Origin of the sequence: Qipengyuania flava (assembly GCF_019448255.1) — a bacterium.
GTDB lineage: Bacteria > Pseudomonadota > Alphaproteobacteria > Sphingomonadales > Sphingomonadaceae > Qipengyuania > Qipengyuania flava_A.
This window is the reverse complement of record NZ_CP080410.1, coordinates 2,362,000-2,374,434: the sequence shown is the minus strand read 5'-3', so window position 1 is coordinate 2,374,434 and position 12,435 is coordinate 2,362,000. Positions and strand designations below refer to the sequence as shown.

Genomic DNA, 12,435 nt, shown 5'->3' with positions numbered 1-12,435 from the left:
GATAATGTCGGTAGCACCCGAGAAAAAAGCTGAGATCATCAAGGACAACGCCGTCGCCAAGGGCGACACCGGTTCGCCGGAAGTGCAGGTCGCCATCCTGACCGAGCGCATCCGCAACCTGACCGAGCACTTCAAGTCCAACCACAAGGACAACCACTCGCGTCGCGGCCTCCTGATGATGGTCAACAAGCGCCGTAACCTGCTCGCCTATCTCAAGAAGAAAGATGTCGAGCGTTACAACGCCCTGATCGCGAAGCTGGGTCTTCGTAAGTAAGAGTTTCAAGAAGGGCGGCCACGACGGTCGCCCTTCTTTCTATTTGGCCTCCTGCGCAATCCGGCACAGGAGCATCAAGGGGGCAAGACGAAACGCCCCGAACCGGACCGGGACGGAATACCCGGCACAGTAGGCCCCGCGCGGCAATGTGGCCCCGCGGGTTCATAAGGAAAATACATGTTCGACAAGAAAACCGTATCGATTGAGTGGGGCGGAAAGACCCTCACCCTCGAAACCGGTCAGATCGCCCGTCAGGCTGACGGCGCTGTTCTGGCCACCTATGGCGAAACCGTGGTGCTGTGCGCCGTGACGGCCGCCAAGAGCGTCAAGGAAGGGCAGGACTTCTTCCCGCTGACCGTTCACTACCAGGAAAAATTCTCCGCCGCGGGCCGTATCCCGGGTGGCTTCTTCAAGCGCGAAGGCCGCGCCACGGAGAAGGAAACGCTGACCTCCCGCCTGATCGACCGCCCCGTGCGTCCGCTCTTCCCGGAAGGCTTCTATAACGAAATCAACGTCATCTGCCAGGTCCTGTCGTATGACGGCGAGACCGAACCCGATATCGTCGCGATGATTGCCGCTTCGGCTGCGCTGACCATCTCGGGCGTGCCCTTCATGGGCCCGATCGGCGCCGCTCGCGTCGGCTTCCGCAATGGCGAATACGAACTGAACCCGAGCCTGCAGACCGCGCTCGACGAAGAAGGTCGCCTCGACCTCGTCGTCGCCGCAACGCAGGACGCGGTGATGATGGTCGAATCCGAAGCCAAGGAGCTGACCGAAGAGGAAATGCTCGGCGCCGTCATGTTCGCGCATGAGGAAAGCCGCAAGGTCATCGGTGCGATCATCGATCTCGCTGAACAGGCTGCCAAGGATCCGTGGGAAATCGACACCTCGGACGACACCTCGGCCATCAAGGAAAAGCTGCGCGGCATCGTCGGCGACGACATTGCGGCCGCTTACAAGCTGACCGACAAGTCGGCCCGTTCGGACGCGCTCAACGCAGCGCGCGCTAAGGCCAAGGAAGCTTTCGCGGAAGAAGAAGCGCAGACGCAGCTCGTCGCCAGCAAGGCGGTGAAGAAGCTCGAAGCGGAAATCGTTCGCGGCGCCATCATCAAGGACGGCACCCGCATCGACGGCCGCAAGCTCGACCAGGTTCGCCCGATCGAGGCAATGGTCGGCCTGCTTCCGCGTACGCACGGTTCGGCGCTGTTCACCCGCGGTGAAACGCAGGCGATCTGCACCACCACGCTGGGCACCAAGGATGCCGAGCAGATGATCGATGGTCTGGAGGGTCTCTCCTACAACCACTTCATGCTGCACTATAACTTCCCGCCGTACTCGGTCGGTGAAGTTGGTCGCTTCGGCTTTACCGGCCGCCGCGAACAGGGCCACGGCAAGCTCGCATGGCGCGCGCTGAACCCGGTCCTGCCCGACCACGAGGACTTCCCCTACACGATCCGCGTCCTGTCGGACATCACCGAGTCGAACGGCTCGAGCTCGATGGCGACCGTTTGCGGTGGCTGTCTGTCGATGATGGACGCAGGCGTTCCGATCGAACGTCCGGTCTCTGGCATCGCCATGGGCCTGATCCTCGAAGGCGACGACTTCGCGGTCCTGTCGGACATCCTGGGTGACGAAGATCACCTCGGCGACATGGACTTCAAGGTTGCAGGGTCCGAAGCTGGTATCACCACCATGCAGATGGACATCAAGGTTGCCGGCATCACGCAGGAAATCATGGCCAAGGCGCTGGAGCAGGCGAAAGCCGGCCGCCAGCACATCCTCGGCGAGATGGCCAAGGCGCTGTCGACCTCGCGCACGGGCGTTTCGAAGCACGCACCGCGCATCGAGACCATGCAGATCGACAAGTCGAAGATCCGCGACGTCATCGGTACGGGCGGCAAGGTGATCCGCGAGATCGTCGCCGAAACCGGTGCCAAGGTCGATATCGACGACGAAGGCGTGATCAAGATTTCGTCGAGCAATGCCGACGAGATCGAAGCCGCGAAGAAGTGGATCGAAGGCATCGTCGAAGAGGCGGAAGTCGGCAAGATCTACACCGGCAAGGTCGTCAACATCGTCGACTTCGGTGCATTCGTGAACTTCATGGGCGGCAAGGACGGTCTCGTCCACGTCAGCGAAATGAAGAACGAGCGCGTCGAGAAGCCGACCGACGTCGTGTCGGAAGGCCAGGAAGTGAAGGTCAAGGTCCTCGAGATCGACAACCGCGGCAAGGTTCGCCTGTCGATGCGCGTCGTTGACCAGGAAACCGGCGAAGAGCTGGAAGACACCCGCCCGCCGCGCGAACCGCGCGGTGACCGTGGCGGCCGTGGCCGTGGCGGCGACCGTCGCGGTGGACGCGGCGGCCCGCGCCGTGATCGTGACGGCGGCGGCAACAAGGACGGGGGCGGCGAAGCCCACGTGCCCGACTTCCTGAAGGACTGATCCTTCGCTAGTCAGTAACGAAGGGGTCGCAGGTCCGCCTGCGGCCCCTTTGCTTTGGAGATTATGGAATGCTGCCCCGTGAAACCCTGGCCACCGCGCAAGTGCCCGACGGCGAGACGCTGACGCTTGTCAGCCACGGCCGCGATTTCATCATCATGCTCGGCCGTGACGAGCTGATGAGCACGCGCATGCAGTACTCCGAAGAGCAGCTCGCCGTCCTGACGCTGGCCGAGCTCGACGCACCGCGCCCGCGCGTGCTGATCGGCGGCTATGGCATGGGGTTCACCTTCCGCGCCGCGCTCGACAAGCTGCCCGAGGGCGGGTCGGTCACCGTGGCGGAAATCGTGCCGGAAATCCTCGAATGGGCGGAGGGGCCGCTGGCGCATCTGACGGGCGAGAGCCTGTCCGACCCGCGCGGCAAGGTCGTCATCTGCGACGTGGCCGCGCTGATCGACGATGCCAATGACGGCACAACCGACAAATACGATGCGATCCTGCTCGATGTCGACAATGGCCCCGACGGGATCGTGCGCGATGCGAATTATCGCATCTACACCAAGACCGGCCTTGCCAAGGCGCGCGACGCGCTGCGTCCGGGCGGTATCCTCGCGGTCTGGTCGGCGGCGCCCGACCACAAGTTCACCGTGCGGCTGAAAGAAAGCGGCTTCGACGTCGAGGTGCGCGAAGTGCGCGCGCGGCCCAACAACAAGGGCCCGCGCCACACGATCTGGTTCGCCCGCAAGCGCTAGTGGCTAGGCGTCAGGCCTTGATCCTGACCCGGCCCATGAAATCCATCTTGCCCACCGGCACGCCCTTCATCCGCAGGATGTTGTAGGCGGTGGCGCAATGGAAATAGAAGTTCGGCTGGCTGAAGCTGAGGAGGAAGTCCTCGGCGGTGAAGTCCATGCCGCGATCCTTGAACTCGAACCGCATGGGCTGGCCGATCATGGCCTCCATCTCGTCCTCGGTCAGCGCGTTCATCGCATCGACTGCGCCCGCGATTTTCGTGCGCAGGGCCTCGAAACTCGTCGGCGGCGGGTTGAGATCGGGCGAATAGACACCGGCCCGCACACCCTCGATCGAACCCTGCGTGTGCTCGGCGACGCATTTGATCTGGTAACACCAGGGCAGCATGTCTTCGAACACGCGCGTGCCGATAATCTCGCCTTCGCTGCACTCGTTCTCGACACCCCATTTCTCGGCCGTGTCGATCAGGTGAGTGGCGGTGCCCAGCATCTGCAGGGCGCTGGGGACATAGGCGGCGTGTAGCGAAAGCGGCATCGGATTCTCTCCCGGATTGCTGGTTGGCGGCGACTCTAGCGAACCCGCCGCGTCTGGCCAGTCGCGATTGCTAGACTACGCTGTGGAGGAGGTGCGGCCCGATTGTGCCGCATTCCGATTCCACCAGCAGGCGATCGCGCCCGGCGTCCTTCGCTGCGAACAGGGCCCGGTCGGCGCGTTTCATCGCGCTGTCGAGCGTGTCGTGCTCCGCAATTTCCGTCAGGCCGGCGCTCGCCGTAACCGGGAAGGACACTTCGGGGACGAGCTCCAGCACCGAGATCGTGATGCGGCGGCGCACGGTTTCGGCAAGGCGCTGCCAATCGTTACCGTAGATCAGGACCACGAACTCCTCGCCGCCCTGCCTCGCTGGAAACACGTCTTCATGGCGCAGGCCATCCGCCACCGCGATCAGGACCTCGTCGCCCACATCATGTCCGAACATGTCGTTGACGCGCTTGAAGTGGTCGCAGTCGATCACCGCCAACCCGCGCGGCCGTTGTTGGTTCTGGTCACGGAAACGCAGGGCAAGCCCGCGCCGGTTGGCGATGTTGGTCAGAGGGTCCGTGGCAACCGCGATCCGCGCCTCGCGAACGTCGGCCACCGCCGCATCACGCTGGCGCTTGATGATCATGAACCCGTCGATCACGCCGACACCGGTTACGATGAAGTCCACCGTTACGGCGAACAGGGCCGCCACCGGCCAATAGGGCATCGGTGTCCCGGTGCTCAGCTCGTAGGTCAGCACCACCAGTCCGACTACGATCAGAGGGGCATAGCCCACGGCCTGGAAGCGCGCTGCACGGCTGCCGGTACGCACGGCGAAGGCCAGAGTGGCCACCAGCATCAGGATTACTGAAAGAATGAGTACGTCGTGCACTCGGTCCATCCAGCCCCACCATGGCGCCAGGGCCGTCGCAGCACCCGATGCGAGACCGATCGGGAAAAACATGGTCAGCCAGAACCGGGCCCGGGCCAGGCGCGGCTCATCTTCCAGATAGGCGGCCAGAAACGGGCCCGTGCACGCCACCGCCAGGGAAAGCGCGATCTCGCCAATGTCGACGCGCGCGGCTCCCGAAGGAAACCAATCGGGAAGCTCGAGCGGGAAGAGGGCCAGGCCCATGACGCAAAAGGCGAGCGTGCGCAGCGCAATCCACACGAGGAAGCCGCGACGCATGATCGGAAACAGCGCGAGCGCGAGCATCCCGAAGGTGCCCGCAACTCCGAGAAAGGCGCCAAAGGTGACGCTTGCCCAATCCATTCCTGCGTACGACCCCCGTGGTGCTTCGATACGGCATGATCGTAACCTCCGCCGGTCAGCGGAAGGTCAATCTACATGCTTAATTCTTTCACCCTCCCGCACTCGGAAGGGATGCGAAGCGACCCGGAAAGTGAAAATCAGCGAACGCGCGGTCCGCCGAACGGCAGCGGCGGAGGCGGACGGCGCGCACCGCGGGGCAGCTGTGCCTGATAGGCCCGGCCGCAGTGTTCGACGCAATAGGGGAAGCCGGGGTTCACCGCTTCACCGCAGAAATGGAAATCGGGTTCGCCCGGGTGGCCCATCGGCCAGCGGCAGACCTTGTCCGACAGGTCCAGCAGGCTGGTCTTGTCAGCGATCTCGGGGCTGGGCTTTGCGGGCACGAGGCGGCGCGGGGGCGCGGGCGGGATCGGGGCCTGCTGGTCGCCGGGGCCCTGGCGCTGGAAGCCGCCCGGGCCGATCGAGACGATCTTGGGCAGGTCCGGCGTCTTGTTGGGCAGCGGCTGCGAGGGAACAGCGGCGTCCTGCTTGGGTGCAGAATTCGCAGGAGCAGGCTTTGCCGGGGCAGCGGGCGCCGGCTTCGGCGCGGCCGGTTTCGCGGCCTTCTTGGCGGCGGGCTTGGGCGCAGCCGGCTTCTTGGCCGGGGCCTTCTTCTTGTCGTTGGCCTTGACCGGCGAGGGACGCGACTTGAGGCCAAGGCGGTGGGCCTTGCCGATCACGGCGTTGCGGCTCACCCCGCCCAGTTCTTCGGCGATCTGGCTGGCGGTCGATCCGCCTTCCCACATCTTCTTAAGCGTTGCGATCCGTTCGTCGGTCCAGCTCATTGCGCAGTCCTGTATCTCGTGTCTCGACGCCGCGGCTTGCATGCCGTGACGCTTGGGCCTAGTCGCGCCCCCATGGTCGATCAAGCCCAGCCCGTCTCGCCCGGAAGCGAAAACCCGGACGCCTCGTTCGTAGAGGGTAATGCCGGAGGGGAGGGCCGGTTTCCGCCGCGGGGACGCCCGGTGATCCGCGGGATCAACGGGATTGGCCTGTGGAGCCTCTATATGAAGGAGGTGAGGCGGTTTCTCAAGGTCCAGACGCAGACAATCTGGGCCCCGGCCGTCACGACGCTGCTTTTTCTGGTCATCTTCTCGGTCGCGCTGGGGCGCGGCGGGCGCGAAGTGCTGGGCGTGAACTTCCCGACCTTCGTCGCGCCGGGCCTTATCGCCATGGCGATGATGCAGAACGCCTTCGCCAATTCCAGCTTTTCGCTGCTCTCGGGCAAGATCCAGGGGACGATCATCGACCTCTTGATGCCGCCGCTTTCGGAAGGCGAGCTGATGGCCGGGATCGTCGGCGCTGCGGTGACCCGCGCCATCGCAGTCGGCTTCGTCGTGTCGGGCGCCATGATGCTTTATCCGGGTGTCAGCCTCTCGATGGCGGCCCCCTGGGCGGTGCTGTGGTTCGGCCTGATGGGCGCGGTCATGCTGGCCCTGCTGGGGCTGCTCGCATCGATCTGGGCGGAAAAGTTCGACCACAACGCGGCCGTCACCAATTTCGTGATCGCTCCGCTCGCGATGCTGTCGGGCACCTTCTACGTGATCGACCGGCTCGCGCCTGCCTTCCAGGCGGTCAGCCACGCCAATCCGTTCTTCTACGTCATTTCCGGCTTCCGCTATGGCTTCCTCGGCCAGAGCGACATTGGCGATAGCAGCGCGGTGCTGATGGCGGGCGCAGGCTTGCTGGTGCTGAACGCACTGCTCGCGCTCGGCACCTATGCGCTGCTGAAGTCCGGCTGGAAGATCAAGAACTGAGCCTGGGGCCGCGGATGCGGCCGGGCCAGGATCAGTGCGTCATGCTGCGGCGCATGCGATAGCGCCCGTTCTCGAACTGCTCGAAATACTGGTGCACGTCCGGGTGTGAAACCGGGCCGGAGATCGAATCCATCACCAGGTTCTGCTGGCTGACATAGGCGACATAGTCGCTGTCATCGCTCTCGGCGAGCAGGTGGTAGAAGGGCTGTTCGCGGTCCGGCCGGATTTCTTCCGGGATCGCTTCGTACCATTCCTCGCTGTTGGCGAAGACCGGATCGATATCGAAGATCACGCCGCGGAAATCGAACACGCGGTGTTTCACCACATCGCCGATGGCGAAGCGGGTCTTGAGGCGGCGCGGGGCAACGATGGTGCGACCGGCCTGGGCGGAGAAATAGTGAGCACGATCCATGAGTGCAGAGAATATGGGGCTGGGGCGCAGCGATACAATGGGGCTGCGAAATCGATCCCCCGAATTCTCGCGAAAAGGGGCTTGGCAAGGCAGAGTGGCTCGGCTAATCGGCGCGCTCGCTTCGACCGGGGCCTCAGGCCCGCAAGCGCACCCTACACAAGCGGAGAGGTGGCAGAGAGGTCGAATGCGCCGCACTCGAAATGCGGTATACGGGCAACCGTATCGTGGGTTCGAATCCCACCCTCTCCGCCATTGTGTTTCCCTGCATTTGATTGACATACTGCACGCCCGGCGACACTCCGCACGCCCATGAGGCTTGATCACGCGCGGCTGGTGCTTGTTGGTGGCGGACACGCGCATCTTGGGGTTCTTGCCGACTGGATCGAGAACGGCACGCCCGCAGGCCGGCACATCCTCCTCTCACCGGGACGCCACGCACGCTATTCGGGGATGATTCCCGGGACGCTCGCTGGCGACTACGGCGTCAATGACGGCCTGATAGACCTGCACGCGCTCGCGGAGCGGGCGGGGATCACGATGGTCTACGACCGCTGCAATGGCCTTGGAGATGACGGGCGCAGCCTCACCACAGAATCCGGCGATGCGATCGGGTTCGACTGGTGTTCGATCGATACGGGCGGGGTAGGCGCGGCCCGCGAGATGGTTGGCGATGATCCGCGCCTTCTCGATGTGCGCCCGATTACCTCCTTCCTCGAACGCTTCGAAGAAAGGCTTTCCGCACACGATGAAGCCGGCTTGCGAGTAGCCGTTCTCGGCGGTGGCGCCGGCGGTGTGGAACTGACCTTCGCCTTGCGAAAACGACTGGGCGCACGCGGCACGGTCGTGCTTGTTGCCGGTGCCGAGGGACTGCTCGCCAGCTTTGGCAAGCGCGCCCGGCGACTGGTCCGCCGCGAACTTGCGGCGCAGGGCATCGAGGTGATCGAGGAGAACGCGCGGTTCGAGAGCGGTGTCCTCATGGCGGGTGAGCGCTCGCTTGAGCCCCTCGACGCCGTGCTCGCGGCTTTGCCCGCAGGCGCGCCCGAATGGCCACGGACAAGCGGTCTCGCGGTCGACGAGCACGGCTTTATCGCGGTCGACCGGCACCAGCGCTCGCTCTCGCATCCAACCATCTTCGCAGCTGGAGACGTGGCTTCTCGCCAGGACCGCTTTGTCCCGCACTCGGGTGTCCATGCCGTGCACACAGGACCGGTGCTTGCGCAGAATCTCCGGCATGCGCTGGACGGGAAGGGGAGCCTTGCCTCCTACCACCCGCGCCCGGCGAGCCTTTATCTGCTTTCGACAGGAGACGGGGCGGGTGCTGCGACCTATGGTCCCCTGGCCGCACAAGGGGCATGGGCCGATCGGCTCAAACGCTGGATCGACACGCGCTGGATCGAACGGTTCGCGAAACTGGCGGGCGGGGTGTAACCGGAGACGGGACGCTTTCGAAAAGGGAAGCAACAAAGGGGCATCATGAAGAAACTACTCATCCTCCTAGCCCTGGCGGCCCTGGTCGCCGGCTATTTCTATTTCGATGTCGGCGAACAGCTGACGATCGAAGGGATCAAGGGCGCTGTCGGCCAATGGGACAGCTTCTACCGCGACAATCCGGCCCCCGTGCTTGCTGGCTTCTTCGCGATTTACGTGGCCGTGACCGCCGCATCGCTGCCGGGCGCCGCCATCCTGACGCTGGCGGCGGGTGCGCTGTTCGGACTGCTGGTCGGCACGATCCTCGTCTCCTTCGCGTCCACGCTGGGCGCAACGCTTGCCTTCCTCTCCGCGCGCTATGTCCTGCGCGATACGATCGAGGGGCGCTTTGGCGACCGGCTGAAGGCGATCAACGACGGGCTTGAGCGCGACGGGGCCTTCTACCTTTTCACCATCCGCATGATCCCGCTGTTTCCCTTCTTTGTGGTGAACCTCGTCATGGGCCTGACCCGGATGAAGACCTTCACCTACGCCTGGGTGAGCCAGATCGGCATGCTGCTCGGCACCATCGCCTATGTGAACGCCGGCACGCAGCTGGCGCAGATCGAGAGCGCGAGCGGGCTGCTCTCCCCGATGCTGCTGGGCTCCTTCGCCGCGCTCGCTTTCGTGCCGTGGATCGCCAAGGGCATCATCGCCGTGATCAAGCGCCGCAAGGTCTACGCCGCCTACACCAAGCCCAAGAGCTTCGACCGCAACCTTGTGGTTATCGGCGCAGGCTCGGCCGGGCTCGTCTCCTCGCTGATCGCGGCGACCGTGAAGGCCAAGGTCACGCTGGTGGAAGCCAACAAGATGGGCGGCGACTGCCTCAACACCGGCTGCGTGCCGTCCAAGGCGCTGATCAAGAGCGCCAAGGTGGCCGAGCAGATGCGCCACGCGGACCGCTATGGCCTCAAGGCGGCCGAGCCCGAGGTGCCGTTTGGCCAAACCATCGCGCGCGTCATGGGCGCGGTAAAAGCCATCGAACCGCATGACAGCGTCGAGCGCTACGAAGGCCTCGGCGTCGATGTGGTAGAAGGCTACGCCAAGGTCATCGACCCCTGGACCGTCGAGATCGCTCGCAACGATGGCGGCACCCAGCGCCTGACCACGCGCGCCATCGTGATTGCCGCCGGCGCCGAACCCTTCGTTCCCCCGATCAAAGGGCTGGAGGGCAGCGGCTATCTCACCAGCGACACCATGTGGGACGCCTTTGCGACCATGGAGAAAGCGCCCGCGCGCGTGGCGGTGCTTGGCGGCGGGCCGATTGGCTGCGAATTGTCGCAGGCGCTCGCCCGACTCGGGTCCAAGGTCACGCAGGTCGAGATGGCGGACCGCGTCCTCGGCCGCGAGGATGACGAAGTCTCCGCGCTCGCCAAGTCCGCGCTCGAAGCATCGGGCGTCGAAGTGCTCACCGATCATCGCGCCGTCCGGGTCGACAAGGGACAGCTCGTTGCAGAACACGGCGGCCAGGAGATCGCCATTCCCTTCGACACCCTGATCGTCGCCGTGGGCCGCGCTGCGCGCCTCAAGGGCTACGGGCTCGAAGACATCGGTATCGATACCGACAAGACAGTCGTGACGGACGAGTTCCTCGCGACCAAATACCCCAATATCTTTGCCGCAGGCGATGTGGCCGGACCCTTCCAGTTCACCCACACGGCCAGCCACCAGGCGTGGTTCGCCAGCGTCAACGCGCTGTTCGGCCAGTTCAAGAAGTTCAAGGCGGATTACCGCGTGATCCCGGCCGTCACCTTCCTCGACCCCGAAGTCGCACGCGTCGGCCTCAACGAGACCGAAGCGAAGGAGCAGGGCATCGACTATGAAGTGACCCGCTACGACCTCGACGATCTCGACCGGGCCATTGCCGAAAGCGAGACCAGGGGCTTCGTCAAGGTGCTGACCCCGGCGGGCGGCAAGGACACGATCCTTGGCGCGACCATTGTCGGTGCGCATGCGGGCGAGCTTCTGGCCGAATACGTCCTCGCGATGAAGCACAAGCTGGGCCTCAACAAGATCCTCGGCACGATCCATTCCTACCCGACCATGGCCGAAGCCAACAAGTTCGCGGCCGGCGAATGGAAGAAGAAGCACAAGCCCGAAGGCCTGTTGAAGCTGGTCGAGAAGTACCACGACTGGCGGCGCGGCTAAGCGCCCTTGCGCTGGGTGCTTTTCGCGAACATGACACGGTCTTGAAGCGTTAGGGACTAGGCAAGGCGGGGCGCGCGCGTGGAGATTTTCGACCAGTTTCGCGGGCTTATCGGCATCGCTGCGCTTGTCCTGCTGGCCTGGGCCGTGTCGGAAAACCGCGCGCAGCGCCCGTCCTGGGGCTGGATCGCCGGAGCGCTTGCGTTGCAGGCGGTGCTTGCCGTCCTGATCGTGCGAGTGCCCCTTGTGTGGGACGCCGTGACGCTGGCTAATGAAGCGGTTTCGGCCATCGAGCGCGCGACGCTCGACGGGTCCTCCTACATGTTCGGCTATCTCGGCGGCGCGCCGCTGCCTTTCGAGCTGAAAGAGGGCACGCAGGCGCCGGTCGTGATCGCCTTTCAGATCCTGCCGCTGGTGATCGTCTTTTCCGCGCTGGCCGCGCTGCTGTGGCATTGGGGTGTGTTGCGTTGGCTGGTGAACGGTCTTTCCTTCCTGCTGCGCCGCACGCTCAAGGTCAGCGGCGTGGTCGGCCTGTCGGGCGGGGCGAACATGTTCCTAGGCGTGGTCGAAAGCCCGCTGGTCGTCCGCGCCTATTTCGCGAAGATGAGCCGGGCGGACCTGTTCCAGGTCATGGTGCTGGCGATGGCGACGATCAGCGGCGCGATCCTGATCCTCTACGCAACCACGCTGTCGCAGACGGTGCCCGATGCGGTCGGACACATGATCTCCGCCTCGCTCATCTCGCTCCCAGCCGCGCTGCTCATGGCAAAGCTCATGGTGCCGGGCGAGGAGACCGCCGGCGAGGACGGCGCAGAGCCGGTCCGCAACGAGCCCGGCTTGCGCTACGAATCCAGCATCGACGCCATCGTGAAGGGCACGATGGACGGAATGCAGCTCTTCCTCGCGGTGATCGCCGTCATCATCGTGGTGTTTGCGCTGGTCTCGCTGGCGGACCAGGTGCTGGCGCTGCTTCCGCTGGTCGATGGCGAACCGCTGTCATTGAAACGCGTGTTCGGCTGGATCTTCGCGCCGGTTATGTGGCTGATCGGCGTGCCGTGGAGCGAGGCGCAGGCGGCAGGTGGCCTGCTTGGCACCAAGGCGATCCTCAACGAATACGTCGCTTATCTGGAACTTGCCGCGCTGCCGCAGGACACATTCGGGCCGCGCAGCCTGCTGATCGTGACATACGCCCTGTGCGGCGTCGCGAACCTCGCCAGCGTGGGCCTCCTGGTCTCGACGATCGGGACACTGTGCCCGGAGCGCCGCGCCGAAGTGGCCGGGCTGGGCATGCGCAGCTGGCTTGCGGGCAATATGGCGACCGCGATGACCGGCGCCTGGATCGGCCTTATCACCTGGGCCTGAT

At 64.6% G+C, this 12,435-nt stretch carries 11 protein-coding genes and 1 tRNA gene; 8 read left to right on the top strand and 4 right to left on the bottom strand.

Translation table 11 applies throughout. The annotated features are described in order from the left end of the window. The first annotated feature begins 4 nt into the window (after positions 1-4). The 3 genes from rpsO (at position 5) to KUV82_RS11785 (ending at position 3,465) form a co-directional block, all read left to right on the top strand. On the top strand, positions 5-274 hold the full coding sequence (gene rpsO / locus KUV82_RS11795; RefSeq protein ID WP_219954459.1) for a 30S ribosomal protein S15: 270 nt from the start codon (positions 5-7) through the stop codon (positions 272-274). A 177-nt stretch (positions 275-451) separates the two neighbouring features. Continuing rightward, complete coding sequence (gene pnp / locus KUV82_RS11790) at positions 452-2,716, top strand: polyribonucleotide nucleotidyltransferase (protein WP_219954458.1); 2,265 nt, start codon at positions 452-454, stop codon at positions 2,714-2,716. A 68-nt stretch (positions 2,717-2,784) separates the two neighbouring features. Beyond that, complete coding sequence (locus tag KUV82_RS11785; RefSeq protein WP_219954457.1) at positions 2,785-3,465, top strand: spermine/spermidine synthase domain-containing protein; 681 nt, start codon at positions 2,785-2,787, stop codon at positions 3,463-3,465. A gap of 10 nt (positions 3,466-3,475) precedes the next feature. Here KUV82_RS11785 and KUV82_RS11780 read toward each other — a convergent pair whose 3' ends face one another. From KUV82_RS11780 to KUV82_RS11770, 3 genes are all read right to left on the bottom strand, one after another. Continuing rightward, a complete protein-coding gene (locus tag KUV82_RS11780; RefSeq protein WP_219954456.1) occupies positions 3,476-3,997 on the bottom strand; it encodes a DUF1993 domain-containing protein in 522 nt (173 codons plus the stop codon). Between the two features lie 70 nt (positions 3,998-4,067). After that, positions 4,068-5,255 (bottom strand): GGDEF domain-containing protein, encoded by a 1,188-nt coding sequence (locus tag KUV82_RS11775; RefSeq protein WP_219954455.1) that lies wholly within the window; start codon positions 5,253-5,255, stop codon positions 4,068-4,070. 137 nt (positions 5,256-5,392) lie between these two features. Beyond that, on the bottom strand, positions 5,393-6,076 hold the full coding sequence (locus tag KUV82_RS11770) for a GcrA family cell cycle regulator (RefSeq protein WP_219954454.1): 684 nt from the start codon (positions 6,074-6,076) through the stop codon (positions 5,393-5,395). Positions 6,077-6,148: 72 nt separating this feature from the next. On the opposite strand from KUV82_RS11770, the gene KUV82_RS11765 reads away from it, so the two are divergent. Further along, the gene (locus KUV82_RS11765; RefSeq protein ID WP_219954453.1) at positions 6,149-7,048 is read left to right on the top strand and encodes an ABC transporter permease; all 900 of its coding nucleotides are present in this window, start codon (positions 6,149-6,151) and stop codon (positions 7,046-7,048) included. A gap of 31 nt (positions 7,049-7,079) precedes the next feature. Here KUV82_RS11765 and hspQ read toward each other — a convergent pair whose 3' ends face one another. Further along, entirely contained in the window at positions 7,080-7,460 is a 381-nt protein-coding gene (hspQ, locus tag KUV82_RS11760; RefSeq protein WP_219954452.1) for a heat shock protein HspQ, read from the bottom strand. Between the two features lie 162 nt (positions 7,461-7,622). Here hspQ and KUV82_RS11755 point away from each other — a divergent pair. The 4 genes from KUV82_RS11755 (at position 7,623) to KUV82_RS11740 (ending at position 12,434) form a co-directional block, all read left to right on the top strand. Next, a tRNA-Ser gene (locus KUV82_RS11755) sits at positions 7,623-7,712 on the top strand. 57 nt (positions 7,713-7,769) lie between these two features. After that, on the top strand, positions 7,770-8,888 hold the full coding sequence (locus tag KUV82_RS11750; RefSeq protein WP_219954451.1) for an FAD-dependent oxidoreductase: 1,119 nt from the start codon (positions 7,770-7,772) through the stop codon (positions 8,886-8,888). Positions 8,889-8,933: 45 nt separating this feature from the next. Next, positions 8,934-11,075: an FAD-dependent oxidoreductase gene (locus KUV82_RS11745; protein ID WP_219954450.1), complete on the top strand. Its 2,142-nt coding sequence runs from the start codon at positions 8,934-8,936 to the stop codon at positions 11,073-11,075. Between the two features lie 78 nt (positions 11,076-11,153). Beyond that, positions 11,154-12,434: a NupC/NupG family nucleoside CNT transporter gene (locus KUV82_RS11740; RefSeq protein ID WP_219954449.1), complete on the top strand. Its 1,281-nt coding sequence runs from the start codon at positions 11,154-11,156 to the stop codon at positions 12,432-12,434. The last annotated feature ends 1 nt before the right edge of the window (position 12,435 follow it).

Excerpts from the sequence above, each read along its gene's own strand:
- KUV82_RS11745 (WP_219954450.1), top strand. The coding sequence starts at position 8,934 with ATGAAGAAACTACTCATCCTCCTAGCCCTGGCGGCCCTGGTCGCCGGC.
- KUV82_RS11785 (WP_219954457.1), top strand. The coding sequence starts at position 2,785 with ATGCTGCCCCGTGAAACCCTGGCCACCGCGCAAGTGCCCGACGGCGAG.
- KUV82_RS11780 (WP_219954456.1), bottom strand. The coding sequence starts at position 3,997 with ATGCCGCTTTCGCTACACGCCGCCTATGTCCCCAGCGCCCTGCAGATG.
- pnp (WP_219954458.1), top strand. The coding sequence starts at position 452 with ATGTTCGACAAGAAAACCGTATCGATTGAGTGGGGCGGAAAGACCCTC.
- rpsO (WP_219954459.1), top strand. The coding sequence starts at position 5 with ATGTCGGTAGCACCCGAGAAAAAAGCTGAGATCATCAAGGACAACGCC.
- KUV82_RS11770 (WP_219954454.1), bottom strand. The coding sequence starts at position 6,076 with ATGAGCTGGACCGACGAACGGATCGCAACGCTTAAGAAGATGTGGGAA.
- KUV82_RS11775 (WP_219954455.1), bottom strand. The coding sequence starts at position 5,255 with ATGGATTGGGCAAGCGTCACCTTTGGCGCCTTTCTCGGAGTTGCGGGC.
- hspQ (WP_219954452.1), bottom strand. The coding sequence starts at position 7,460 with ATGGATCGTGCTCACTATTTCTCCGCCCAGGCCGGTCGCACCATCGTT.
- KUV82_RS11750 (WP_219954451.1), top strand. The coding sequence starts at position 7,770 with ATGAGGCTTGATCACGCGCGGCTGGTGCTTGTTGGTGGCGGACACGCG.
- KUV82_RS11765 (WP_219954453.1), top strand. The coding sequence starts at position 6,149 with ATGGTCGATCAAGCCCAGCCCGTCTCGCCCGGAAGCGAAAACCCGGAC.